The sequence below is a fragment of the Mycobacterium sp. G7A2 genome, assembly GCF_041902445.1.
In the GTDB taxonomy this organism is placed as follows: domain Bacteria; phylum Actinomycetota; class Actinomycetes; order Mycobacteriales; family Mycobacteriaceae; genus Mycobacterium.
The window spans coordinates 3,015,566-3,040,531 of sequence record NZ_CP169251.1 but is presented as its reverse complement, the minus strand read 5'-3'; the positions used below and the strand labels follow the sequence as shown (position 1 = coordinate 3,040,531).

At 68.7% G+C, this 24,966-nt stretch carries 25 protein-coding genes; 11 read left to right on the top strand and 14 right to left on the bottom strand.

Annotation, left to right across the window (positions count from 1 at the left end):
* Window positions 1–190 precede the first annotated feature (190 nt).
* The 4 genes from ACEWX3_RS14655 to ACEWX3_RS14640 form a co-directional block, all read right to left on the bottom strand.
* Entirely contained in the window at window positions 191–1,627 is a 1,437-nt protein-coding gene (locus tag ACEWX3_RS14655) for a GuaB1 family IMP dehydrogenase-related protein (RefSeq protein ID WP_207067966.1), read from the bottom strand.
* A gap of 112 nt (window positions 1,628–1,739) precedes the next feature.
* Complete coding sequence (gene gndA, locus ACEWX3_RS14650; RefSeq protein WP_374156936.1) at window positions 1,740–3,200, bottom strand: NADP-dependent phosphogluconate dehydrogenase; 1,461 nt, start codon at window positions 3,198–3,200, stop codon at window positions 1,740–1,742.
* A gap of 168 nt (window positions 3,201–3,368) precedes the next feature.
* Window positions 3,369–4,334 (bottom strand): M56 family metallopeptidase, encoded by a 966-nt coding sequence (locus ACEWX3_RS14645; protein WP_207067964.1) that lies wholly within the window; start codon window positions 4,332–4,334, stop codon window positions 3,369–3,371.
* Window positions 4,335–4,348: 14 nt separating this feature from the next.
* Window positions 4,349–4,765: a BlaI/MecI/CopY family transcriptional regulator gene (locus ACEWX3_RS14640; protein ID WP_207067963.1), complete on the bottom strand. Its 417-nt coding sequence runs from the start codon at window positions 4,763–4,765 to the stop codon at window positions 4,349–4,351.
* A gap of 231 nt (window positions 4,766–4,996) precedes the next feature.
* Between ACEWX3_RS14640 and ACEWX3_RS14635 the strand changes: the two genes are divergently transcribed.
* The 8 genes from ACEWX3_RS14635 to ACEWX3_RS14600 all read left to right on the top strand — a co-directional run bounded on the left by ACEWX3_RS14635 (window position 4,997) and on the right by ACEWX3_RS14600 (window position 10,933).
* The gene (locus ACEWX3_RS14635; protein WP_374156935.1) at window positions 4,997–5,776 is read left to right on the top strand and encodes an iron reductase; all 780 of its coding nucleotides are present in this window, start codon (window positions 4,997–4,999) and stop codon (window positions 5,774–5,776) included.
* Window positions 5,777–5,962: 186 nt separating this feature from the next.
* Window positions 5,963–6,364: a PaaI family thioesterase gene (locus tag ACEWX3_RS14630; RefSeq protein WP_221357595.1), complete on the top strand. Its 402-nt coding sequence runs from the start codon at window positions 5,963–5,965 to the stop codon at window positions 6,362–6,364.
* Window positions 6,365–6,458: 94 nt separating this feature from the next.
* Entirely contained in the window at window positions 6,459–6,761 is a 303-nt protein-coding gene (locus ACEWX3_RS14625; RefSeq protein ID WP_207067960.1) for an urease subunit gamma, read from the top strand.
* 111 nt (window positions 6,762–6,872) lie between these two features.
* Window positions 6,873–7,190: an urease subunit beta gene (locus ACEWX3_RS14620; RefSeq protein ID WP_152517332.1), complete on the top strand. Its 318-nt coding sequence runs from the start codon at window positions 6,873–6,875 to the stop codon at window positions 7,188–7,190.
* Window positions 7,187–8,920 carry an urease subunit alpha gene (locus tag ACEWX3_RS14615; RefSeq protein WP_207069331.1) on the top strand — a complete coding sequence of 578 codons (1,734 nt, stop codon included), beginning with the start codon at window positions 7,187–7,189 and terminating at the stop codon, window positions 8,918–8,920. Before ACEWX3_RS14620 ends, ACEWX3_RS14615 begins: the two co-directional genes overlap by 4 nt.
* Entirely contained in the window at window positions 8,920–9,573 is a 654-nt protein-coding gene (locus ACEWX3_RS14610) for an urease accessory protein UreF (protein WP_374156934.1), read from the top strand. Before ACEWX3_RS14615 ends, ACEWX3_RS14610 begins: the two co-directional genes overlap by 1 nt.
* Before the next feature lie 28 nt (window positions 9,574–9,601).
* Entirely contained in the window at window positions 9,602–10,306 is a 705-nt protein-coding gene (gene ureG / locus ACEWX3_RS14605) for an urease accessory protein UreG (RefSeq protein ID WP_207069330.1), read from the top strand.
* Window positions 10,307–10,933 carry an urease accessory protein UreD gene (locus ACEWX3_RS14600; protein ID WP_374156933.1) on the top strand — a complete coding sequence of 209 codons (627 nt, stop codon included), beginning with the start codon at window positions 10,307–10,309 and terminating at the stop codon, window positions 10,931–10,933. It abuts the gene before it with no gap.
* Between the two features lie 12 nt (window positions 10,934–10,945).
* Here ACEWX3_RS14600 and ACEWX3_RS14595 read toward each other — a convergent pair whose 3' ends face one another.
* The 3 genes from ACEWX3_RS14595 to ACEWX3_RS14585 all read right to left on the bottom strand — a co-directional run bounded on the left by ACEWX3_RS14595 (window position 10,946) and on the right by ACEWX3_RS14585 (window position 14,195).
* Window positions 10,946–12,319: an NAD(P)/FAD-dependent oxidoreductase gene (locus ACEWX3_RS14595; RefSeq protein WP_207069328.1), complete on the bottom strand. Its 1,374-nt coding sequence runs from the start codon at window positions 12,317–12,319 to the stop codon at window positions 10,946–10,948.
* A gap of 148 nt (window positions 12,320–12,467) precedes the next feature.
* Entirely contained in the window at window positions 12,468–13,406 is a 939-nt protein-coding gene (locus tag ACEWX3_RS14590; RefSeq protein ID WP_374156932.1) for an LLM class F420-dependent oxidoreductase, read from the bottom strand.
* 108 nt (window positions 13,407–13,514) lie between these two features.
* Window positions 13,515–14,195 carry an SDR family oxidoreductase gene (locus ACEWX3_RS14585; RefSeq protein ID WP_374156931.1) on the bottom strand — a complete coding sequence of 227 codons (681 nt, stop codon included), beginning with the start codon at window positions 14,193–14,195 and terminating at the stop codon, window positions 13,515–13,517.
* Between the two features lie 379 nt (window positions 14,196–14,574).
* On the opposite strand from ACEWX3_RS14585, the gene ACEWX3_RS14580 reads away from it, so the two are divergent.
* Both ACEWX3_RS14580 and ACEWX3_RS14575 read left to right on the top strand, forming a co-directional pair.
* On the top strand, window positions 14,575–15,597 hold the full coding sequence (locus ACEWX3_RS14580) for an APA family fibronectin-binding glycoprotein (RefSeq protein WP_374156930.1): 1,023 nt from the start codon (window positions 14,575–14,577) through the stop codon (window positions 15,595–15,597).
* 203 nt (window positions 15,598–15,800) lie between these two features.
* Window positions 15,801–16,799, top strand: coding sequence for a zinc-binding alcohol dehydrogenase family protein (locus ACEWX3_RS14575; RefSeq protein WP_374159860.1), 999 nt, complete (start codon window positions 15,801–15,803; stop codon window positions 16,797–16,799).
* Here ACEWX3_RS14575 and ACEWX3_RS14570 read toward each other — a convergent pair.
* Complete coding sequence (locus ACEWX3_RS14570; RefSeq protein ID WP_207067313.1) at window positions 16,796–17,557, bottom strand: CPBP family intramembrane glutamic endopeptidase; 762 nt, start codon at window positions 17,555–17,557, stop codon at window positions 16,796–16,798. The genes ACEWX3_RS14575 and ACEWX3_RS14570 overlap by 4 nt on opposite strands.
* An 81-nt stretch (window positions 17,558–17,638) precedes the next feature.
* Window positions 17,639–20,149 carry a phosphoketolase gene (locus tag ACEWX3_RS14565; RefSeq protein ID WP_374156929.1) on the bottom strand — a complete coding sequence of 837 codons (2,511 nt, stop codon included), beginning with the start codon at window positions 20,147–20,149 and terminating at the stop codon, window positions 17,639–17,641.
* 155 nt (window positions 20,150–20,304) lie between these two features.
* On the opposite strand from ACEWX3_RS14565, the gene ACEWX3_RS14560 reads away from it, so the two are divergent.
* Window positions 20,305–21,780 (top strand): acetyl-CoA acetyltransferase, encoded by a 1,476-nt coding sequence (locus ACEWX3_RS14560; RefSeq protein WP_374156928.1) that lies wholly within the window; start codon window positions 20,305–20,307, stop codon window positions 21,778–21,780.
* Here ACEWX3_RS14560 and ACEWX3_RS14555 read toward each other — a convergent pair.
* The 5 genes from ACEWX3_RS14555 to ACEWX3_RS14535 form a co-directional block, all read right to left on the bottom strand.
* Window positions 21,686–22,246: a hypothetical protein gene (locus ACEWX3_RS14555; protein ID WP_374156927.1), complete on the bottom strand. Its 561-nt coding sequence runs from the start codon at window positions 22,244–22,246 to the stop codon at window positions 21,686–21,688. The genes ACEWX3_RS14560 and ACEWX3_RS14555 overlap by 95 nt on opposite strands.
* A gap of 89 nt (window positions 22,247–22,335) precedes the next feature.
* On the bottom strand, window positions 22,336–23,340 hold the full coding sequence (locus ACEWX3_RS14550; RefSeq protein ID WP_207067317.1) for a malate dehydrogenase: 1,005 nt from the start codon (window positions 23,338–23,340) through the stop codon (window positions 22,336–22,338).
* Between the two features lie 10 nt (window positions 23,341–23,350).
* Entirely contained in the window at window positions 23,351–23,950 is a 600-nt protein-coding gene (locus tag ACEWX3_RS14545; RefSeq protein ID WP_374156926.1) for a hypothetical protein, read from the bottom strand.
* Window positions 23,947–24,597 carry an endonuclease gene (locus tag ACEWX3_RS14540; protein WP_374156925.1) on the bottom strand — a complete coding sequence of 217 codons (651 nt, stop codon included), beginning with the start codon at window positions 24,595–24,597 and terminating at the stop codon, window positions 23,947–23,949. Before ACEWX3_RS14540 ends, ACEWX3_RS14545 begins: the two co-directional genes overlap by 4 nt.
* Window positions 24,598–24,636: 39 nt before the next feature.
* Complete coding sequence (locus tag ACEWX3_RS14535; RefSeq protein ID WP_374156924.1) at window positions 24,637–24,966, bottom strand: TfoX/Sxy family protein; 330 nt, start codon at window positions 24,964–24,966, stop codon at window positions 24,637–24,639.

Genomic DNA, 24,966 nt, shown 5'->3' with positions numbered 1-24,966 from the left:
CGATCACAACCGGCTCGGACGGGCCGCCGTCCAGTGCCTGCGGCACCTGATCCCTTTCTTCGAATTACGCAACGCTTCGGATCGGCTCGTGCGCAGATCTCGGGCAGCCGTCCGAAGTCCTCCACATGCTAGCCGAATACGGCCGACCCCAAACACCAGCACAACGCGGCACCGGGTCAGGGCTGCCGGCTCACCATCCGGTGGGAAGCGGATGCCCCTCGGCGAATCCGGCGGCGGACTGGACGCCGAGAACCACGTTCTCGTGCAGTTCGGGCAGCGTGTGGGCACCGACGTAGGTGCAGGTGCTGCGTACCCCCGACGTGATGTGGTCGATGAGGTCCTCGACGCCGCCGCGAGCTGGATCGAGATTCATCCGCGAGGTCGAGATGCCCTCCTCGAACAGCGCCTTGCGGGCCCGGTCGAACGGGCTGTCGGCCGCGGTTCGCGCGGCGACCGCACGCTTGGACGCCATGCCGTAGCTCTCCTTGTAGGGCTGGTCGTCGCGATCGTGCAGCAGGTCGCCCGGGGACTCGTAGGTGCCGGAGAACCAGGATCCGATCATGACGTTCGAGGCACCGGCAGCCAATGCCAGCGCGACGTCGCGCGGGTGCCGCACACCGCCGTCGGCCCACACGTGACCGTCGAGTTCTCGTGCGGCAGCCGAGCATTCGACGACGGCCGAGAACTGCGGGCGACCCACGCCGGTCATCATCCGGGTGGTGCACATCGCGCCCGGCCCGACTCCGACCTTGACGATGGAGGCCCCGGCGTTGATCAGATCGCGGGTTCCGGCCGCGGAGACGACGTTCCCGGCGGCCAGAGGCACACCGAGCTCCAGGCTGGAGACCGCCTCCACCGCGTCGATCATCCGCTGCTGATGGCCGTGTGCGGTGTCGATGACCAGGAGGTCGACACCGGCCTCGGCGAGGTCGCGGGCCTTGGAGGCGACGTCACCGTTGATACCGACCGCAGCCGCGACGCGCAGCCGGCCGTCTCGGTCGACTGCGGGGGTGTAGATGCCGGCCCGGACCGCGCCCAGGCGGGTGAGCACGCCGGCGAGACCACCATCGGCTTCGGTGAGCACCGCCACGTCGATGTGGGCGTGTTCGAGCAGGTCGAACACCTTGCGCGGATCGGTACCGACCGGAGCGGAGACGAAGTCCGGCGTCGCCACGTCCCGTACCCGGGTGAACCGGTCCACGCCGCGGCAGGTCGCCTCCGTGACGAGTCCGATGGGGCGGTTCTCGAAGACGACGACCGCGGCCCCGTGGGCCCGCTTGTGGATCAGGGCGAGGGCATCGGAGACCGAGGCGTCCGGGGCCAGCGTGACCGGGGTGTCCACCACGAGGTCGCGGCTCTTGACGAAGTCGACGGTGTGCTTGACCGCCACCAGCGGAAGGTCTTGGGGCAGAACGACGATTCCACCCCGGCGCGCCACCGTCTCGGCCATGCGCTTGCCGGCCACGGCGGTCATGTTGGCCACGACCACCGGGATCGTCGTCCCCGATCCGTCCACCGTGGACAGGTCGACGTCGAAGCGCGACGGCACGTCCGAGCGCCCCGGCACGATGAAGACGTCGTCGTAGGTCAGGTCATAAGGCGGCCGGTGGCCGTCGAGGAACTTCATCGCCGTCGAGTCTATGCGCCGGTGGATCGTCGAGTCTGCGCGGAGATCGCACTCTGCGGGCTCACGACGATCTCGCCGCAGACTCGGCGCGGACAGGCTTGTCGCAGGAGCGTCAGGCCTCCACCTCGCTGAGGTCGCCACTCCACAGGGTGTGGAAGCGCTTGTCCCGGTCGGCGTCGATACGGCCGTAGGTGTGGGCGCCGAAGAAGTCGCGCAACCCCTGGGTCAGGGCCGCCGGCAGCCGCTCGGTCCGCAGCCCGTCGTAGTACGACAGCGCCGACGAGAAGCCGGGAATGGGGATGCCCAGCTGGGTCGCGGTGACCACGACACGGCGCCAGCTGTCGATGGCCGCCTCGATCGCCGAGCGGAAGTACGGGGCGACGATCAACGACGGCAGGTCGGGATCCTCGTCGAACGCCTCGGTGATGCGGTTGAGGAACTTGGCACGGATGATGCAGCCACCGCGCCAGATCCGTGCCATGTCGCCCGGTGCGATGTTCCAGTCGTACTCGGCGCTGCCGGCCTGGATCTGGTTGAAACCCTGCGCGTAGGCGATGATCTTCGACGCGTAGAGCGCCTGGCGGATGTCCTCGACGAACTGCCCGGCGTCGCCGGGTTTACCGCCGAGGTCGCCGGACGCCAGCCCGGTCGTGGCGGTACGTTGCGTCACCGACCCGGACAGCGCACGGGCGAAGACCGCTTCGGCGATGCCGGTGACGGGGACCCCCAGATCGAGGGCGGACTTCACCGTCCAGCGGCCGGTGCCTTTCTGCTCGGCCTCGTCGAGGATCACATCGACCAGCGGCTTGCCGGTCTTGGCGTCGGTCTGGCGCAGCACCTTGGCGGTGATCTCGACCAGGAAGCTGTCCAGGTCCCCGGAGTTCCATTCGTCGAAGACGTCGGCGATCTGGGTGGCGCTCATGCCGAGGGCGTCGCGCAGCAACTGGTAGGCCTCACCGATCAGCTGCATGTCGGAGTACTCGATGCCGTTGTGCACCATCTTGACGAAATGGCCGGCGCCGTCGGGGCCGATGTGCGTGCAGCAGGGCACGCCGTCCACGTGGGCGGAGATCTCCTCGAGCAGCGGCCCGAGCGACTTGTAGGACTCCGCGGGCCCGCCCGGCATGATCGACGGGCCGTTGAGGGCCCCTTCCTCACCACCGGAGATACCCGCGCCGACGAAGTGCAGTCCGCGCTCCCGCATGGCCTTCTCGCGCCGGATCGTGTCGGTGTACAGCGCATTGCCACCGTCGATGATGATGTCGCCGTCGTCCATGGCGTCGGCGAGTTCGTTGATGACCGCGTCGGTGGGCTCACCGGCTTTGACCATGATGAGCACACGCCGCGGCTTCTCCAGCGCGTCGAGGAATTCGGCGATGGTCTCGCTGCGCACGAAGTTGCCGTCGGCGCCGTGCTCGGCGAGCAGGGCGTCGGTTTTGGCCACGGAGCGGTTGTGCAGTGCGACCGTGTAGCCGTGCCGGGCGAAATTGCGGGCGATGTTCGACCCCATCACGGCCAGCCCGGTCACTCCGATCTGGGCGGTCCCGGTGGCAGGAGAAGCAGAGTCGCTCATGCAGCAGCCTTTCGTTGGCGGATGGTGCGGACGGAGGACGCGGTCACCTCGACCACTCTTGCGTACTGACCACGTTCACGCAGTGATCACGTCGATCACGTGGACGGGGATGACGTGGACGAGAAGACCATGGGTGCGAGATGACCACGGGTGCGGGGTGTTCAACATCTACGCGATGAAGAGTCGATGGAGTTCTGTCAGCCAGGGCACGGCCACCGCGACGGTGGGAACGACGAGATTGGCCACTGCGGCGGTGTAGGCCCCGGCCGCGACGACCCGGCTGTTCGGCGCACCGGCCAGTCGTTGCACCCGGACCACGGTCGTCGGGCCGCCTGCGGCCAGCGCGCCGCGGGGCGCGCGCGCCGATGCGCAGGCCACCAAAGCCCGCGCGAGCGGGGTGGGGCCGGTGTTGCGGACGGCGGCGTCGTCGGCGAGCAACTCGATCAGCAGCCGGACCGCGGTCAGGGCATTGCCGCTGCGCACCAGGCGCGGGAACGCCGCGTGGACGGCCGTGAACATCTCCAGGACCAGGTCGTGGCGGGCGCGAAGGTGAGCTCGCTCGTGGGAGAGGATCGCCGCGATCTCCTGATCGGACAGTGTGTTCAGAGCACCTTCGCTGAGCACCACGCGGCTGCGAACCCCTGGCAGGCAGTAGGCCAGTGGCTGGTCGACATCGAGGATGCGCAGCCCGTGACCGGGCACCGGAGCGCTACAGCGGGTGCGCAGCGCAGGCACGGCCCGCCCCGGGGAGGACACCAGGTCGACGACCATTCGGTGATGTGCACGTCGGCGGCGGGTCGCGATGGCGACGTTGAGGACCGACGCGGTCAACCGGGCACCGATCAGCAGCGTGAGGGTCAGCACCGCGACGTGCAGCGTCCACAACGGCCACCCCAGGGTGTCGACGGCGCCGGTCAATGTCGCCGTGGGGCGCCCGTCAGAGCCCGGCCGGAAGAGCCGGCTGGCGATGGCGAGCCCAGCAGAGAACGCCGAGAGCACCGCGGCCAGCGCCACCGACTGCCACAGCACGATCGCTGCGCGTGGGGCCCGCATCGGCCACCGCGCCCGCGCGAGCAACGCAGGCACCGGCCCCGAGAGCAGCAGGGCGACGATGGTGAAGGCCAGCGCGGACACGCTGCCAGTGTCCCTCAGGCGATGCCCGGACCGCCAGCGGGCGGATCATCACGGTTCTTGTCTTCCAGTTCGGCCAGTGCGCGGCGCAGCGCATCGACCTCGTCGACGCCCACGCGCTCGACGAAGTGGACGAGAGCCGCCTCGCGGCTGCCCGAGTCTGCGGCCTGGTCCAGCGCGTCGACCATGAGCCCGGCGACGAGTTCGTCGCGGCCGTGGGTGGGGGCGTACCTGTGGGCGCGGTCGTCGCGGTGCTGCACCACCAGGTTCTTCTTCGCCAGGCGCTGCAGCACCGTCATGATCGTGGTGTACGCGAGGTCGCGGTGGGCAGCGAGGGCCTCGTGCACCTGACGCACCGTCTGAGGCTCGCGGGCCGACCACAAATGGTCCATCACGGACCGTTCCAGGTCCCCGAGCCGTGTCAGCTTGGCCATCTTCGGTTCATCTCCTACCCGCTGTAGGTCAAAGCGTACTACGCGATTACTACCGATTGTCGTATCCATCTTGACTGCTACCGCCTCCACGCGCTCGCCGCCGAATCCGGGTGCGGCAGGCACTCGCGCGCCTCCACGGCGGCTTGTGAGTCCGGTCACAGGGGGTAGCTCCTTCATGGTCGATGACTATAGTAAGGCTAACCTAACTCAGATGCCACGATTGGAGGTTCCGTGACTGTCCTCGTCGACGACCCGCTCATCGCGAGCATGGCGATCAGGCACGCCTTGCCCATCCACGAGTCGAGCCGCCGGCTGCGCGGGCTCTATCCGGAGTGCCCCCGCGTCTACGGCGTGGCGGTCATGGGCGACCTGTCCCGTCGACGGTGGTGGCCACTCACCGAAGCCCTCACCGCCGGTCGCCTCCAAGCCATGTTCGACGCGGGCGTCGCCGAAACCGACAGCCCATACGCGGTGGCGCAGCAACTGGCGGCCACCTTCGCCCACGTGGTGGTCGGCCGGGTCGTCCCGCTGCTCGTGCTCGAGGGACGAGCGTGGGACACGGGTCTCGAGAACCTGTGGGTCCATGTCGATTCCGAAGGCGCTATCGACTGGGTAGGAGTGGTCGATCCGACGCTGCGGGCGCTGCCCGATGACCCGCATTTCGCCGCCCGCCCGCGCCTCGGGGCGGGTCGACCTGCCCAGCACGGCATTGTCGCGCTGCCCAACGAAGCCGCGCTGACAACCTGGATCGCCCATCGCAGCCACCGAGCGCTCGCACCGCTTTTCGCCCAGCTCGCCGACGTCAGCGGGGGAGCGATGACGACCTCGGCCATGTGGCACATCGTCGGCGGCGCCGTGGTCGGTGCAGCGACCCAGATTCCGCTGCTGTCGGGCGCGAGCGAGATCACCAGCATGCGCCGCAGCCAGGCCGTACTGGATGCGCTGGTCAGTTTCGGCGTGCCAGTGCGCGGAACGAATCGCACTGCCACGGGGAAGGCCTTGATTAATTAGGGCAGCCTTGCCTATGCTTATGGCAACGGTCGCACCGTGAACCACCGGACCGAGCCGGAGTTTCTGAGGGCTGCAGAAACCCCCGGTCCATCCACAGGACGGGCCCCACGCACAGCGTGGGGCCCGTCCTCACGTTCACCCCACCCCCGAGACCGCACCGGCCGGGCCGCGGTGTAGACACAAGCGGTGACTGATCTTCCCCCTGGGCTCGGCAACGGTTTCGATGCCGAACTGGGCCTGACCTATGTGGAGATGACCCCCGACGGCGGCCGGGCCACGTTGCCGATCACCGACAAACTGCTTCAACCGTGGGGCATCGTGCACGGCGGCGTCTACTGCGCCGTGATCGAGAGCATGGCCAGTGTGTCGGGGCACGTGTGGCTGTCCGAGAACGGTGGTGGCACCGTGGTCGGTGTCAACAACAACACCGACTTCCTGCGCGCGATTCGGGGGGGCACCGTGACCGCCGAGTCCACGCCCATCCACCGAGGCCGCCGCCAGCAGTTGTGGCTGATCACGATCACCGACGACGCCGGGCGTGCCGTCGCGCGGGGACAGGTACGGCTGCAGAACATCGCCGACGAGTGAACGGCCGCTGACCCGCTTCCCCGCCCCAGTGCGGGTGCGTGTGCCGGTTGCTCGCCCGAGCGCTCACCGGCTCGGCGTGGCAGTATCGCCCACTATGCGACTGACCCCGCATGAACAGGAACGGCTGCTCCTTTCGTATGCCGCCGAACTCGCCCGCCGCCGTCAGGCCCGCGGTCTCAAGCTCAATCACCCCGAAGCGGTAGCGCTGATCACCGACCACATCCTCGAGGGCGCCCGCGACGGCCGGACGGTGGCCGAGCTGATGACCAGCGGACGCGAAGTTCTCGCTCGCGCAGACGTGATGGACGGGATTCCCGAGATGCTGGAAGACGTCCAGGTGGAGGCGACATTCCCGGACGGCACCAAACTCGTCACCGTCCACCACCCGATCGCGTGAGCAGGAGACCCGCCGATGAGCGCTTGCGCGAAGAGTAAGGAACCCGATGAGCGCTCGCGCGAAGAGCAAGGAACCCGATGAGCGCTCGCGCGAAGAGCAAGGAGCCCGCCAGTGATACCCGGAGAGATCGTCTTCGGTGACGACGACATCGAGATCAACGCGGGGGCAACGCGGCTGGAGCTCGACATCGTCAACACCGGCGACCGGCCGGTGCAGGTCGGCAGCCACGTCCACGTCCCACAGGCCAACGCCGCACTGGATTTCGACCGCGCTACCGCGCGGGGATACCGCTTCGACATTCCCGCCGGCACCGCCATCAGATTCGAGCCCGGGATCGCACAACGCGTCACGCTCGTGCCGTTGGCCGGTACCCGCGAAGTGCACGGCCTGACCCTCGACCCCCCGGGCAGATTGGACGATCCGCGATGACCACGCTGTCCCGCTCGCGCTACGCCGGACTGTTCGGACCGACCACCGGCGACCGGATCCGCTTGGCCGACACCGATCTGCTGATCGAGATCACCGAGGACCGAAGCGGGGGACCGGGTCTGGCCGGTGACGAAGCGGTGTTCGGCGGCGGCAAAGTGCTGCGCGAGTCGATGGGTCAGTCCCGGGCCACCCGCGCCGACGGCGCACCTGACACCGTGATCACCGGCGCGGTGATCCTCGACTACTGGGGAATCATCAAAGCCGACATCGGCATTCGCGACGGCCGCATCTGCGCCATCGGCAAGGCCGGCAACCCCGACATCATGTCCGGGGTGCATCCGGACCTGGTGGTGGGGCCGTCGACCGAGATCATCGCCGGCAACGGGCGAATCGTCACGGCCGGGGCGTTGGACTGTCACGTGCACCTGATCTGTCCGCAGTTGATGGACGAGGCGCTCGGCGGGGGGATCACCACGATCGTGGCCGGCGGCACGGGTCCCGCCGAGGGAAGCAAGGCCACCACCGTCACCCCCGGTTCCTGGCATCTGGCCAGGATGCTCGAAGCCCTGGACACCTGGCCGCTGAACGTGGCGCTGCTCGGCAAGGGCAACACCGTCAGCGCAGAGGCGATGTGGGAGCAGTTGCGCGGCGGTGCAGCGGGTTTCAAGCTGCATGAAGACTGGGGTACGACACCAGCCGCCATCGACGCCTGCCTGACCGTCGCCGAGGCAGCCGGGGTGCAGGTCAACATCCACACCGACACGCTCAACGAGGCCGGCTTCGTGGAGAACACGCTGGCCGCGATCAAGGGCCGCTCGATCCACGCCTATCACACCGAGGGCGCCGGCGGAGGGCACGCACCGGACATCATCACGGTCGCAGGGCAACCCAACGTGCTGCCCAGTTCGACCAATCCGACTCGCCCGCACACCGTCAACACGCTCGACGAGCACCTCGACATGTTGATGGTCTGCCACCATCTGAACCCGAATGTCCCCGAGGACCTCGCATTCGCCGAAAGCCGGATCCGACCGTCCACCATCGCCGCCGAGGATCTGCTGCACGACATCGGCGCCATCTCGATGATCGGCAGCGACGCCCAGGCGATGGGCCGCATCGGCGAGGTGGTCATGCGCACGTGGCAGACCGCGCACATGATGAAGCGTCGCCGCGGCGCCCTGCCGGGCGACTCGGGGGGACCGCGCGGCGCGGACAACAACCGGGCGATGCGCTACGTCGCCAAGTACACGATCTGCCCTGCAGTCGCTCACGGTCTGGATCGCGACATCGGCTCGGTGGAGGTCGGCAAGCTGGCCGACCTGGTGCTGTGGGAGCCGGCGTTCTTCGGTGTCCGTCCGCATGCGGTGCTCAAGGGCGGAATGATCGCCTGGGCGGCGATGGGCGACGCCAATGCCTCGATCCCCACCCCGCAACCGGTCCTGCCCCGGCCGATGTTCGGTGCGGCGCCGGCTGCGGCGGCCGCCACGTCGCTGCACTTCGTTGCCCCGCAGGCGATCGAGGACGGTCTCGCCGACCGGCTGGCGGTGCGTCGCCGCCTGGTCGCGGTCGACAACGTCCGCGGGATCGGCAAGGCCGACATGCCGCTCAACGACGCCCAACCGGACATCGTGGTGGACCCGGACACGTTCACCGTGCGGATCGACGGTGAGGTGTGGCAGGAACAACCCGCTGCCGAACTGCCGATGGCGCAGCGTTACTTCCTGTTCTGATGACCGATCTGACCGGCTATTCGATGCTGCTGGCGCTGTCGGACTCGCGGCTACCCACCGGCGGTCACGTGCATTCCGGCGGGGTCGAGGAAGCCGTGACCAGTGGGCTGGTGGTGGATCTGGCGACGCTCGCCGCATTTCTGCGGCGCCGAATCCGGACGACGGCGTTGGTGGCCGCATCGATCGCGGCCGCTGTGCACCGCGGCACCCTCGAGTCCGCGGCGGGTGGCACCGGCGACGCCGAAACCGACGCCCGCACACCGGCTCCCGCCGCACGCCAGGCATCCCGGGCGCAGGGGCGCGGACTGGTCCGGTTGGCACGCCGGGTGTGGCCCTCGTCGGATTGGGGCGCGCTGGGCGCCACGCCGCACCTGCCGGTGGCGCTGGGTGCAGTCGGGGCGGCGGGGGCGCTGGACCCCGAGCACACCGCCCTGTCGGTCGTGTACACGACGATGACCGGTTCGGCCACCGCCGCTCAGCGGCTGCTGGCCCTCGACCCCGGCGACGTCGCGGCGCTGACCTTCGAGCTCGCGCCGCTGTGCGAGCAGACCGCCGCCGAGGCCGCCGCCGGTCTCGCCGACCTCTCGGACCCACTGCTGGACGTCTTGGCCCAGCGACACCTCGACCGTGAACGCCCGTTGTTCGCCTCGTGACAGTGAGGAGCTGCTGACCGTGCCACCGATGCCACCACATTTTCTCTCGGCCGACTCGCCCGGACACACCCACGACCACCCCGACCGTCCGCGCCGGGTGCGCCAGCCGGGCGAGCCGCTGCGCATCGGTGTCGGCGGACCTGTCGGTTCGGGAAAGACCGCGCTGGTGGCGGCACTGTGCCGGCAGCTGCGCGACGAGCTGTCGCTGGCGGTGCTGACCAACGACATCTACACCACAGAGGATGCGGACTTCCTGCGCCGCAACGCCGTTCTGCCCGACGAGCGGATCGCCGCCGTGCAGACCGGCGGGTGCCCGCACACCGCGATCCGCGACGACATCACTGCCAATCTGGATGCGATCGACGATCTGCTGGCGGCACACACGGGGCCCGGGCGCCCCCTGGACCTGATCCTGGTGGAGTCCGGCGGCGACAACCTCACCGCGACGTTCTCCTCGGGCCTGGTGGACGTGCAGATCTTCGTCATCGACGTCGCCGGCGGCGACAAGGTGCCCCGTAAGGGCGGCCCCGGCGTCACGTTCTCCGACCTGCTGGTGATCAACAAGACCGATCTGGCGCCAATGGTCGGCGCGGACCTGGACGTCATGCGCCGCGACGCGGCAGCGGTACGCGGTGACCGACCGTTCGTGCTGATCTCGCTGACCGAGGACCCCGCGGCAAGTGCCGTGCTCGACTGGGTCCGCGCGCAACTGCAGGTTGCGCAGGACGCCTAGATGCGCTCTGAGGTCGTGATCGTCGCCCGGTGTGACCGCTCGCCCCGACTCGAATGCACCGGGGGGATCGCCGCACGGCGCACCGGACCGGACACCGTGCATCTGGTGTCGGCGGCCGCGACACCATTGGGCGGCGACACGATCCATCTTCGGGTCGTGGTGGAGCCGGGAGCGCGGTTGCGGGTGCGCACCGCCGCGGCGACGGTGACGCTGCCGGGGGCCGCCTGCGTGGAGTCACACGCGTCGTGGTGCCTGGATGTCGCCGGCACGCTCGATCTGGATCCGCAGCCCACCATCGTGGCGGGCACCTCCCGCCATTTCGCCCGCACCCGGTTGAACCTCACCGCCGGCGGCAGCGTGCGACTTCGTGAGCGTGTCCAGATCGGCAGAACCGCTGAACGCCAAGGCTTCTGGTCGGGATCACTGCACGCCGACGTCGACGGCAGGGCGCTGCTGCGCCACCGGGTCGAGCTCGGTGCGGGCTCCGTGGCAGACGACGCCCTCGCTGCGCCGCTGGCGTTTGTGAGCGAGTTCCACTACCCGTGCGCCGACGTCACCACGGGGGGAGTGACGCTCGCCCTGGCCGGGGGAGGCAGTCTGACCACCTGGCAGGGCGAGCGGCTCTGACGACGACCCGCGTCAGCTGGCCGCCTTCTCCGTGTCCTGCACGGCCGCGGCGATGTCCTCGAGTTCTTCGATCCGGGTCCGCGCGTAGGCCTGCTGTTCGGTGATCGTCAGTTGGCCGCGGTTGGTCGACAGGAACGTGATCGTCCACGACAGCACCGTCACGATCTTGTTCTTGAAGCCGATCAGATACACCAGGTGCAGGCCCAGCCACGCCAACCAGGCGATGAATCCACCGAACTCCACCGGCCCGACCTTGGCGACCGCATTGAAACGGGAGACCGTCGCCATCGAACCCTTGTCGAAATAGTTGAAGGGTTCACGTTCGGCCGGATCGGCGCCCTTGAGCCCTGCCGCGACGGCCTTGGCCGCGTATTTGGCGCCCTGGATGGCGCCCTGCGCCATGCCGGGGACGCCCTCCACGGCGGCCATGTCTCCGACGACGAACACGTTCGGGTGGCCCGGGATCGACAGGTCCGGCATGACCTTGACGCGGCCGGCCCGGTCGAGTTCGACGTCGGACTGGTCAGCCAGATCCCGCCCCAGCGGGCTCGCCGACACCCCGGCCGACCAGACCTTGCACGCCGCCTCGATCCGGCGCATGGTCCCGTCCGGATCCTTGACGGTGATGCCGTTGCGGTCGACGTCGGTCACCATCGCGTTGAGCTGGATCTCGACGCCCATCTTTTCCAGCCGGGCCTGCGCCTTCTTGCCGAGCTTCTCGCCCATCGGCGGCAGCACCGCGGGAGCGGCGTCGAGCAGGATCACCCGCGCCTTGGTCGAATCGATGTGCCGGAACGCGCCCTTGAGCGTGTGGTCGGCCAGTTCGGCGATCTGACCGGCCATCTCGACGCCGGTGGGCCCGGCACCGACGACGACGAACGTCAGCAGCTTTTCCCGGCGGGCCGGGTCACTGGAGCGCTCGGCCTGCTCGAACGCGCCGAGAATGCGACCGCGCAGTTCCAGCGCATCGTCGATCGACTTCATGCCGGGGGCGAACTCGGCGAAATGGTCGTTGCCGAAGTAGGACTGCCCGGCACCGGCCGCGATGATCAAGCTGTCGAACGGGGTCACGTACGTGTGCCCGAGCAGCTCAGAGCGGACGGTCTTGGCCTCGAGGTCGATGCGCGTCACGTCACCGAGCAGCACCTGGGCGTTCTTCTGGTCGCGCAGGATCACCCGCGTGGCCGGCGCGATCTCTCCTTCGGAGATGATGCCCGTGGCGACCTGGTACAGCAGCGGCTGGAACAGGTGATGAGTGGTTCGGGCGATCAACTTGATGTCGACGTCGGCCTTCTTGAGCTCCTTGGCCGCCGTCAGACCGCCGAAACCGGACCCGATGATGACGACCTTGTGCCGATCGGAACCCGTAGCTCCGGGATGGCTCATTGCTGCTCCTCGCGGACGTGTGAACGTCAATCTAACCAAGACGTCTGAACGTCACATTCAACCGAGACGTGTGAACGTCTAGTACAACCGATACGTTAGTGGCCGTACTTCCCGCTGGCGCGGTGAGCTAACCCACCGCACCGGTTGTTCACCCGCCGACAAGCGGCTTGAGCGCTTCTCCCAGGGCGCTGATCTGGCCCGGCTGGTATCCCACGGTCTGAGTCGGCACGAACAGGATCACGCCGTCGATGCCCGCGTCGAGCACCTTGGCCTGGATCTGTTCGGCGATCTGCTCCACGCTGCCGGCCACCATGCGCTGCTTGAAATCGTCGGGGATGAGGTCAGGGCTGATGCCCTCTCCGACGACGGCGCCGACCAGCATGCTGGTCTCGAGGGTCGCCGGGTCGCGGTCGATGGCCTCACACCGCTGCTTGACCACCTCGACCTTCTTGGCGAGCTCGTCGAATCCGGCGATGACGTTGAGGTGGTCGAAGTGCCGCGCGGCCAGCGGAATGGTCTTCTTCTCTCCGCTTCCGCCGATCATCAACGGAATGTGCTGGCGGAAGCGCGGATTGGCCATCGCCTCCTCGACCCGGTAGTACTTGCCGGAGAAGGTCGGCCGCTCACCCTTGAGCATCGGCAGAATGATCTGCAACGCCTCGCCGAGCTTGTCGAACCGGTCGGTGAACGTGCCGAACTCGTAGCCGAGCTGATCGTGCTCGAGCTCGAACCATCCGGTGCCGATGCCCAGGATCGCCCGTCCCTGGCTGATCACGTCGAGGGTGGTGATGTTCTTGGCCAGCAGGGTTGGGTTGCGATAGGTGTTGCCTGTCACCAACGTGCCGAGCTGCACGTGCTCGGTGACCGATGCCAGCGCACCGAGCGCTGTGTAGGCCTCGAGCATCGGCTGGTCGGGGGTGCCGATACCCGGCAGTTGATAGAAGTGGTCCATCACGAAGACGGAGTCGAAGCCGGACGCATCGGCCTCCTGCGCCTGGGCGACGACGGTGGGGAACAGGTCGGCGACATCACCTTGACCGGATGCGCCGTAGGAGAAGTTGTTGATCTGAAGCCCGAGTCTGGTCACCTGCATGACCCTACGACCCGGCGGCGAGGCACCGGTGAACGTTTCGCTACATGTGAAGCCCGGAATAAAACCATGCCGCCGGTGGTTGGCGCCGGCCCGTGGCGGTCGTCAGCCGAAGTGCGCCAGGGCCCCGTGGCTGACGTGCAGCGTCTGGCCGGTGATGTGACGAGCCGCGGGCGTGGTCAAAAACAGTGACAGCCGGGCTATCTCGTCGCTCACGGTCGCGGAACCGGCGCCCAGTCCGTCGTAACCGGGCTCGTGACCCCGGCCGGCGGCCACCGCGTTGACGGTGATGCCCCGGATCCCGAAGTGGTGGGCCTGTCCCGCCGTCCAGTCGGAGATCGCGGCCTTCACGGCGGCGCCGGCGCTGCCTTCATTGGTGGGTTCGGGGACCACGGTGATGATCGAGCCACCCGAACGCAGCTGATCACCGAGAACCTGGACGGTCAACATGGCCGACACCAGACCGCTGTCGAACATGTGTCGCCACTGCATGGCGTGGTCGAAGAGGGTGAAGGCGCGAGGATCGCCACCCTGCCACGTCGCGGCCGGGACGTTCACCACCGTGTCGAGGTACGCCGGGAATTGTGCCTGAGCCGCCGCCAGGGCTTTCGGGTCGCTGTTGTCCACCGCGATCATGCGGTCGTCGGAGACGTCGAGTTCCTTGGCGAGCACCTCGAGTTCCTGCCGGCGGGCTGCTGCGAGAATGACGTCATGGCCGGCCTGGGCGAAGTTCTGCGCGATCGTACGTCCGAGATCGGTGTCGCAACCGGTGATCAGCACATCCATGGACGATGCCTCCTGTCGTGTTCAACGCTGAACCCCCAGCGAGCACCGTCGATGTTACTGGACAGTAGCTATGGGATGAAATTCGACGCGCCGCGTCGGAGGCGCCCGCAGACTCCGGCGTCCGCCATCGTGTAACGAGGTCGCGGACCCGCGCGATCAACCGGGGGAGAAACACATATCGAGACGTCGGGCCGGCCCCGATCGGCTCACCCGGGCAGCCCCCGCGCAACGCGCGGGGGCGTCCTGCTGTCCACACCTAGGTAGCAACCCCCTAGAATAGCTCTATCTGAGCCTTCAATGGCTACAGCAATGTCTCGGTTGAGCACATTTTGAGCAACTCTCACTTGCGTCAGGGGCGCAACACGGTAGTTTCGTCCCCATGGATCAGCCGGACGCGCATCGCCACCGACGCAGGGGTTTCCCGAAGTCTCTCGGGCTCGCGGCGCTGGCGGGTGTCACTGCGGCAGCCTTGGTGCTGCCGGGGGTCGCCCAAGCCCAGCCCGCGCCTGAACCGCCACCTCCGCCGCCGGACACCGGCGTCGTCGAAGGCGCGCCACCGGCCGCACCCCCGCCTCCGGCTGCACCGCCGCCACCGGCGGATCCCAACGCACCCCCGGCCGACCCCAACGCGCCCCCGCCGCCGCCGGCGGATCCGAATGCACCGCCGGCCGACCCCAACGCGCCCCCGCCGCCCGCGCCCGAACCGGGGCGGGTCAACAACGCCGCGGGCGGGTTCAGCTATGTCATACCCGAAGGCTGGGAGGTCGCCGATGCGACACAGTTGTCCTACGGGCAGGCGCTGCTGACCAAGGTCACCCCCGAGGGCGCCGAGCCGCCCAACGACACCAGCGTGCTGCTGGGCCGGCTGGACCTGAAGCTGTTCGCGGGCGCCGAGGAGGACAACACCAAGGCGGCCCAGCGTCTGGCCTCCGACATGGGTGAGTTCTTCATGCCGTTCCCGGGCACCCGGGTCAACCAGCAGACCGTTGCGCTGGATGCCGACGGCATGCCGGGAGTCGCGTCGTACTACGAGGTGAAGTTCACCGATACCAACAAGCCCAACGGTCAGATCTGGGCTGGGGTGGTCGGCACGCCCACGACCCCCGGTACGCCGCGGGGACAACGCGCTCCGGAGCGCTGGTTCGTGGTGTGGCTGGGCACCGCCGACAACCCGATCCCGACGGATCAGGCGATTGCGCTGGCCAACTCGATCCGGCCGTGGGCACCGGCTCCGCCTCCGCCGCCACCCCCGGCGGACCCGAACGCGCCGCCACCGCCGGCCGACCCCAACGCGCCGCCGCCGGATCCCAACGCACCACCACCGCCGCCGGCTCCCGCCGCGGTCGGCGTGCCGGTCCCGATCGACCCGGCAACCGCCCCGGAGATGATGCCGCCGGCCTGACCCGGCACTGAACGGGCACGACCACCTGCTGGTCGTGCCCGTTCTGCATGGTCGAACCACCTGAGCCGTCGAACCACCTGAGCCGTCGAACCACCTGAGTCGTCGAACCACCTACCTCGGCGAAACACGGCAGTTCAGGCTGGCGGCGCGCCCTGGCATCGAGTCCGCGACTGCGGCATCGTGAGAGCGTGAGCGACTCTCTGATGCGTGCCTGGCAGGTCCACACGCCCGGGCCTGTCGAAACCCACCCGCTGACCCCGGCGAGCTTGCCGGTACCGCGCCCCGGGCCCGACGAAGTGCTCGTCGCGGTCCTGGCCTGTGGGGTCTGCCGCACCGATCTGCACGTTGCCGAGGGCGACCTGGCGGTGCATCGGCCCGACGTGGTTCCCGGCCACGAGGTAGTGGGAGAGGTCGTCGCGGTCGGCGCCTCGGTCACCGAGTTGAGTGCGGGCGACCGCGTGGGAATCGCGTGGTTGCGGCACACCTGCGGTCAGTGCCGCTACTGTCTGCGCGGCCAGGAGAACCTCTGTCCGAACTCCCGCTACACGGGTTGGGACGCCGACGGCGGGTACGCCGAGTTCGCCACTGTACCGGCCGCTTTCGCGCTTCCGCTCCCTACCGGATACAGCGACACCGAGCTCGCACCACTACTGTGCGCCGGGATCATCGGGTACCGCGCGCTACAGCGTGCCGCGCTGCCGCCGGGCGGTCGGCTGGGCATCTACGGCTTCGGTGGGAGCGCCCATCTGACCGCGCAGGTGGCCCTCGCCGACGGCGCCGAGGTGCATGTGATGACCCGGGGCGCGCAGGCCCGCGAGCTCGCGCTGGCGCTGGGTGCGGCGTCCGCCCAGGGCGCCGCGGACCCGCCGCCGGTGGCGTTGGACGCTGCCATCCTGTTCGCGCCGGTCGGCGAGCTGGTGCTCCCGGCGCTGGAGGGCCTCGATCGCGGCGGCACACTGGCGATCGCGGGCATCCATCTCAGTGACATTCCTGCGCTGAACTATCAGCGTCATCTGTTCCAGGAACGGCAGGTGCGCTCGGTCACGTCGAACACCCGCGCCGACGCGCACGCGTTCCTGGACTTCGCCGCTGCCCACCGTATCGAGGTCAGCACCTGCCCGTACCCGCTCGACAACGCCGACCAGGCGCTGGCCGACCTGAGCGCAGGACGAGTCTCCGGCGCGGCGGTGCTGTCCCCCTAGGACAGGTGCCACACCAGCGCGGCCGCCAATGCCCCCAGCCCGTTGAGCGACCAGTGCAACGCGATCGGGGCGATCAGGCTGCCGCTGCGGCGCCGTAGCCAGGCGAACACGTACCCGGCGGCTCCGGTCGCCAGCACCGCGCCGACGACACCGGCGACCATGCCGAAGATCCCACCCCCCAGGATCTTGGTGAACCCGACATTGCTGGCGGTCAGACCCATCGACGTGGCGATGTGCCACAGACCGAACAGCAGCGAACCGGCCGCGGCCACCCCGCGCCACCCCCATGCCCGGTCCAGCGCACCGTGCAGCACTCCACGGAAGGCCAGCTCTTCGGGGATCACGGTCTGCAGCGGGATGATGATCATCGACGCGACCAGCGCCCCGGACAACGTCGCGTAGTTGTCGTTCAGAAACATCGGCCGCGTCCACGGCAACAGCGCACCGATCGCGATCACCGCGCCGACCAGCGCTATCGCCGCTGCCGCGTAGCCGGCGCCGGATTTCCAGTGCTCGCGTCCCAGCCCGAGTTCGGTCCACCCCAAGCCGCGGTGGCGCACCAGCAGCACCAGCCCGACCGCGGCCGCAGGCACGACGGCGACATTGGCCCATGGCGTCGTGAAGTGGGCCAGCAGGTTGGTCAACGCGAGCACCACGATCACGACGGCGACGTCGACGTAGACCCGGGCGTGGTTGAGCGCCGACAGTTGCGCGAGCAACGGATGGTGTTCGCCTGAGGCGGCGCTGACGTCGGTCATGACCGCTCCAGGGTACCGGCTGAGCGCGCAGGGCGACTTTTCCGCGATCTGATGGGCCGGTTCAGCGCGCGGACGGGGCGCTCACTCGTTGTCGCCGCCGGTGTCGGACGTTCCGGCAGCCTCGACGCCGAGCTTTCGGGCGGCGGGCCACACCCAGTCCTTGACCTCGGGGATGTCGTCCCCGTGCACGCGGGTGTATTCGCGCGCCGCGATGCGCTTGTCGGCCATCTGCTGACGCAGCGTCGCACAGCGTGACCCCAGTGCGGGGACGCGGTCGATGACGTCCATCACCAGGTGGTAGCGGTCGAGGTCGTTGAGCATCACCATGTCGAACGGGGTGGTGGTGGTGCCCTCCTCCTTGTAGCCGCGCACATGCAGGTTCGGATGCCCGGTGCGTCGATAGGTCAGGCGGTGGATCAGCCAGGGATAGCCGTGGTAGGCGAAGATGATCGGCTTCTCGGTGGTGAAGATCATGTCGAAAGCGCTGCTGGTGAGCCCGTGCGGATGCTCGGTGTTGTCCTGCAGACGCATCAGGTCCACGACGTTGACGAACCGCACCTTCAGGTCCGGCAGATGGATCCGCAGCAGATCGACCGCGGCCAGCGCCTCGAGTGTCGGGACGTCCCCGGCCGCGGCGATCACCACGTCGGGGTCGGTGCCCAGCACCTCCGAGCCGGCCCACTCCCAGATGCCCAGGCCGCGGGTGCAGTGCGCGACGGCCTGCTCCATGGTCAGGAAGTTGGGTGCGGGCTGCTTGCCCGACACGACGACGTTGACGTACTGGCGCGAGCGCAGGCAGTGGTCGTAGGTCGACAACAGCGTGTTGGCGTCCGGCGGCAGGTACACCCGCACGACGTCGGCGCTCTTGTTCACCACGTGGTCGATGAAGCCCGGGTCCTGGTGGGAGAACCCGTTGTGGTCCTGCCGCCAGACGTGACTGGACAGCAGGTAGTTCAGACTCGCGATCGGGCGCCGCCAGGGGATGTGGTTGGTCACCTTGAGCCACTTGGCGTGCTGGTTGAACATCGAATCGATGATGTGGATGAACGCCTCGTAGCAGTTGAACAGCCCGTGCCGTCCGGTCAGCAGGTAGCCCTCCAGCCAGCCCTGGCACTGATGCTCGGAGAGCATCTCGACCACCCGGCCCACCCGCGCGAGGTGCTCGTCCACCTCGGGGCCGATCAGCTCGGCGTTCCATTGCTTGTCGGTCCCGTCGAACACGGCCTGCAGCCGGTTGGACGCAGTCTCGTCGGGTCCGAAGATCCGGAAATTGTCCGGATTCAGCCGGACCACCTCGGTCAGCCACTGACCCAGCACCCGGGTGGCCTCGGCGATCGTGGCCCCCGGGGCGGGGACGTCGACCGCGAACTCACGGAAGTCGGGCAGCCGGAGGTCCTTGAGCAGCAGACCCCCGTTGGCGTAGGGAGTGTCGCTCATCCGCAGCTGCCCTGGGGGAGCCAGCTCGGCGATGTCGGGCAACAGCGTGCCGTTGTCGTCGAACAACTCCCCAGCGCGGTAGGAGGCCAGCCAATCCGCCAGCACACCCAGGTGCTCGGCGGTGTCGCGGGCATTGGACAACGGCACCTGGTGCGCGCGCCAGGACCCCGTCGTCTTCTTGCCGTCGATGTGGTCCGGACCGGTCCAGCCCTTGGGGGTGCGGAACACGATCATCGGCCAGGCCGGCCGCGAGTCATCTCCGCCGGCCGCGCGCACCTTGATGTCGGCGATGTCGTTCAGCACATCGTCCAGCAAGGCCGCGAAGCGCCGGTGCGCATCGGCGTGCGCGTCGTCCGGCGCGGCGGGGTCGGGGGAGTCGTCGGGGACCTCGAAGAAGTACGGCTTGTGGCCGTAGCCGACCATCAGGGACCGCAGTTCCTCCTCGGGGATGCGGGCCAGCACCGTCGGATTGGCGATCTTGTAGCCGTTGAGGTGCAGGATCGGCAGCACCACACCGTCTTTGGCGGGGTTGCTGAGTTTGTTGGAATGCCATCCGGTGGCCAGCGCACCGGTTTCGGCTTCGCCGTCGCCGATCACGGTCGCCACCAGCAGGTCGGGGTTGTCGAACGCGGCCCCGTAGGCATGCGACAACGCGTAGCCGAGCTCACCCCCTTCATGGATCGAGCCAGGAGTCTCGGGCGCCACGTGCGAGGGAATGCCGCCGGGGAACGAGAACTGCCGGAACAACCGGCGCATCCCCTCGGCGTCGGACGTGATGTCGGAGTAGACCTCGCTGTAGGTGCCGTCCAGGTAGGCATTGGCCACCAGGCCGGGGCCGCCGTGTCCAGGACCGGTGAGGTAGATCGTGGACTGCTCGCGTTCCTTGATCACCCTGTTGAGGTGGGCGTAGAGGAAGTTCAGCCCCGGCGTGGTGCCCCAGTGGCCGAGTAGGCGCGGTTTGACGTCCTCGCGGGCCAGCGGGGTGCGCAGCAGCGGGTTGTCCAGCAGGTAGATCTGCCCGACCGACAGATAGTTCGCCGCCCGCCACCAGCGGTCGATTCGGCTGACCATGTCGTCGCTGAGCGGCGTGCGATTTACGGCCCGCCACGCGGCGGTCGTGACGGCATCGGCATTGTCGGCAGTCGTTGTGGTCATCTCTCCATCCAACCTCGCCGGGACCGGGTACCCAACCTGTAGCCGATGGCAGCACGGTTAATCTTTTCCGTCCCGATACTGTGGCCGTGGCCGATGAACGGTCGCCGAGCGCTGTACGCGCCGTTCACCTGATCCCACCCGAAAGGCACTGCGTCATGCCCCTTGATCCGAGGACACCGGTTCTTGTCGGATACGGCCAGGTGAACCAGCACACCGAACGCCCTGACGTGGAGCCGGTCGCGCTGATGGAGCAGGCAGCGCGCGCCGCCGCCGATCCGCGGGTGCTCGAGGCGGTCGACGCGGTGCGCGTGGTCAACCTGTTGTCGTGGCGCTACCGGGACCCGGGACTGGCCCTGGCCCAACGCATCAGGGCGGACAAGGCGGTGACCCGCTACACCGGCATCGGCGGCAACGTCCCTCAGACACTGGTGAACCTGGCCTGCCTCGACATCGCCGCGGGCAGGTCGGAGACGGTTCTGATCGCCGGAGCCGAGACCTGGCGAACCCGGTCCAAGCTCCGGGCGGCCGGGCGCAAACCCGACTGGACCAAGCAGGACGAGTCGGTGCCGGTGGCTCCCGGGTCCGACGAGGGTGTGCCGATGGCCGGTCCCGCCGAGATCCGCATCAACCTGGACCGACCGGCCTACGTGTATCCGATGTTCGAGCAGGCCGTGCGCATCGTCGCGGGCGAGGCCCCCGACGCGCACCGGCGCCGCATCGGTGAACTGTGGTCGCAGTTCTCCGCGGTCGCTGCGGCGAACCCGCACGCCTGGAGCCGCGAGGAGGTGCCCGCCGAGCAGATCTGGCAACCCGCGCCCGCCAACCGCATGATCAGCTGGCCCTACACCAAGCTGATGAACTCCAACAACATGGTCGACCAGGCGGCAGTGCTCATCCTGACCTCGGCCGCCAACGCCGAGCATCTGCAGATTCCGCGCGACCGTTGGGTTTTCCCGTACGCGGGCACCGATGCCCACGACACCTACGCGATCGGTGAACGCGCCGAGTTCCACCGCTCGCCGGCGATCAGGATCGCTGGCCGCCGGGCGGTCGAGCTGGCCGGCGTCGCCATCGACGACATCGACCTCGTCGACGTCTACTCGTGCTTCCCGTCAGCGGTTCAGGTGGCGGCCCGCGAACTCGGCCTGCCGGTCGGTGACCGAAGCCGCCCGCTGACCGTCACCGGCGGCCTGACCTTCGCGGGGGGACCGTGGAACAACTATGTCACCCACTCGATCGCGACGATGGCCGAGCGCCTGGTGGCTCAACCCGGTCGGACGGGTCTGATCACCGCCAACGGCGGCTACCTGACCAAACACAGCTTCGGGGTGTACGGCACCGAGCCGCCGGGCCGCGAATTCCGCTGGGAGGACGTGCAACCGGTCGTCGACCGGGAACCCACCCGCACAGCGCTGGTCGACTGGAGCGGCGATGGCCGGATCGAGTCGTGGACGACGCCGTTCGATCGCGACGGGAAGCCGGAGAAGGCATTCCTGGCGGTGCGCACACCGCAGGACGCACGGGTGCTGGCGGTGATCAACGACGCCGGGCAGGCCGAGGCGACGGTGAACGAGGACGTCGCGGGTGCGTCAGTGCGGGTGCACCCCGACGGGTCGGCGTCGCTGTCCTGACCCGCCGTCCGGCGTGGGTGTCCATTCCGGCCCTTCGAGGCGATCCGGGATCAACCACACCCATCGCGAAGTGCACCACGAAGACCGCGGAGTAGAGCAGCGTCGCACCGTCGGTGAAACCGAGGGGCCCGGCCGTGAAGTTGGTCGCGGCCACACCGCTGATGATGACCAGCGTCAACGCAGCAATGGCGACTGCGCCGCAGAATCGTCGCGCCAACGACAGCCGGGTCGTGGCCAGCGCTGCACCGGCGCCGAGCGCCAGTATCAGAGCACACAAGGCCGGAGTCACGACGATCCCCGCGTCACCGTCGAAGGACAGCGGGTCACCGACGGCGAGGGCGATCAGCCCCGCCGCGGCCAGTCCGGTCAGCACCACCGCCTCAGTCGCCAGGTACCGGCGGACCGTGCGCCAGTGCCGCGGCGCCAAGCTGTGGGGACGGAGCTGTGGTTCCTCGGTCGTGGTCATTGCGGACTCCTTCGTCGGGTGGCTAATTCCGGGATATCGCCCGAACCGAAGGTTTCGCTGAGAATGCGGTGTGCTGTTTCACACGGCTGTCACGGCAGCAGGCCCAGCGCGGTTACAGCGTCGCGTTCGGCCCGCAGCTCGGCCACCGACGCGTCGATGCGGGAGCGGGAGAACGCGTTGATGTCCAGGCCGGTCACGATCTCCCAGCGGCCGCCCACGGACCGGCACGGGAACGAACACACCAGGCCTTCGTCGACGCCGTAGACGCCGGGGGAGGGCAGCGCGACCGACGTCCAGTCCCCGTCGGGGGTCCCGTGCAGCCAGTCGTCGACGTGGTCGATCGCGCCGTTGGCCGCCGACGCCGCGGAGCTGGCGCCGCGCGCCTGGATGATCGCGGTGCCACGCCGGGCCACGGTCGGAATGAAATCGTCGGTGAGCCAATGGGTGTCGGCGGCGTAGTCGGCACCTGAGCGGCCTCCGACCTCCGCGTGGAAGATGTCGGGGTACTGGGTGGGTGAGTGGTTGCCCCAGATCGTCATCCGGTTGATCTGGGTGACGGGAACCCCCGAATGCCGCGCCAGCGCCGCGACCGCACGGTTGTGGTCGAGCCGGGTCAGAGCGGTGAACCGCTCGGCCGGGATGTCCGGGGCGTGCGCGGCGGCGACGAACGCGTTGGTGTTCGCCGGGTTACCCACCACGAGCACCCGCACGTCGCTGGCCGCTCCGGCATTGAGGGCCTGCCCGGCGGCGGCGAAGATCTGCGCGTTGGCACCGAGCAGGTCGGCGCGTTCCATGCCCGCGCTGCGGGGCTTGGCGCCGATGAGCAGAACCACCGCGGCACCGTCGAACGCCTTGACCGGATCGTCATAGATCTCGGTGCCGGCCAGCAGCGGGAAGGCGCCGTCGTCGAGTTCCATCACCACGCCCTCGGCCGCCCGGACTGCCTGAGGTACTTCGAGAAGCCGCAACGAGACCGGGGTGTCACGCCCGAGCATCGCACCAGCCGCGATGCGGAACAGGGCGGCGTATCCGATCTGGCCCGCCGCGCCGGTGACGACGACGGTCACCGGCCTCGGGTGCGGCGTGTGTGTCATCCCCCCGACCCTAAGGTGCGTCCGGGGGAACGTCGACGTAGCTCGTCGCGTACTCCTCGGCAGAGAACGTGAAACCCGCGCCGCTGGTCTCGGACAGACAGGAAATGCCGGACGCCTCCTGGACATTGCAACGGAATCCCGCCACCGCCAGGATGCGGTTGAACGGAAGCACCTCCGCCGGGTCGGGCTCCAGTCCGTAAGCGGTCGCGGGCACCACGGCGAATTCGGCAGCGCGGTCGCGGTCCACCCGGATCGCGTTGGGCGCCGCCGGCTCACCGTCGGGGCCCGGTACGTCGTCCGGGGCGTCGGTGATCCGGATGGCCGATGCGGGCACGTCCGCGTTCTGGCACCCCGCCTCGACCCTGGGCTTGATGGCGCACTGCCAGCGCCCACTGGGACTGGTGAAGTAATAGCCGGTCCTGCCGTCGACCTGGGCGGCGTAGTCGAACGCGTTGACCAGATGTGCATTGCTGGCCACGGTGGTCGACGGCGCCGCCGGAGGCGCCGCGGTGGTGGTGGTGCGCTCTTCGGTGTTGATCACCGTCGGACCGGAGCACGCGCAGAGCAGCACCGCGCTGCCCGACAGCGCCGCCGCCGTGGCGAGGTTCACCGCAGTTCGGTCTTCAGCTCGGACCGCAGATCGTCGTCGAGCGAGACCCGCACCAGCGCGGCGGCCAGGGTGGCGCTGCGACGCGGGGCGAGCGCGGCGAGCTTGTCGGCGTCGGCAGGCAGTCCCAACTCACGCGCGGTGTCACGCGCCCTGTCGTCGAAGAAGGGTCGCACCCAACTCCAGGTGTCCTGCACCTCGCGCAGGAAGATGTCGGCACCGGTGTCGCCTATGCCCTTGAATCTCTCCAGCAACTTCTTGGCGGTGTCGATCTCGCGCGCGGATGCGGTGGCCAGACGACGCAGGTCCCCGCCGTACTCGTCTTTGACGGCGGTGGCGATGTCCACCGCACGGGTCGCCGAACTTTCGTCGTAGCGCACGTAGTGCGCGCGTCCGAACGCCTTGATCAGATCGGCGCGCTGCGCGTCCAGCATGGCGTGCGGGGTCCGCAGGCCAGCCCGGAACAGTTCACGCGCCGCGCGCATCGCGATTGCCGCGTCGATGGGCTTGCTCGCCAGCATGCACAGGATCAGCAGCTGAAACAGCGGCATGGGCTTGTCCCGGAGCCGGATACCCGCCTCCTCGGCGTAGGTGGTGCCGGCACGCTCCATCAGCCGCTCGACGACGCGCTCAGATGTCGTTGAGGCCATGTGTCCGTCTTACCCGATGCCGAATTCGGAAAACGTGCCCTACTTGGCGGGCAGGGCGGTGGCGACGCCCACCCCACGCTCGACCCAGGCCGAAAGCTGGCGTCGGGTCCGCAGCGCCGGCGCGCCGACCCGGACCCACCCGCGAACCTGCCGCCCCGACATGATCATCGGTTCGACGTGTGCCGACGCGAGCAGCGTGTCGGTGTCGCCCGCGGGCACGCGGACCATCAGCCCACCGTGCCCGCTGACGACCACCGACATGTTGCCGTTGATCAAGAACGCCAGCCCACCGAACATCGACTTCTCCTCGGCTCCGCGCGGGGCGAGAAGTTCGCGGACGCGGTCGGCCAGTTCCCGGTCGTATGCCAC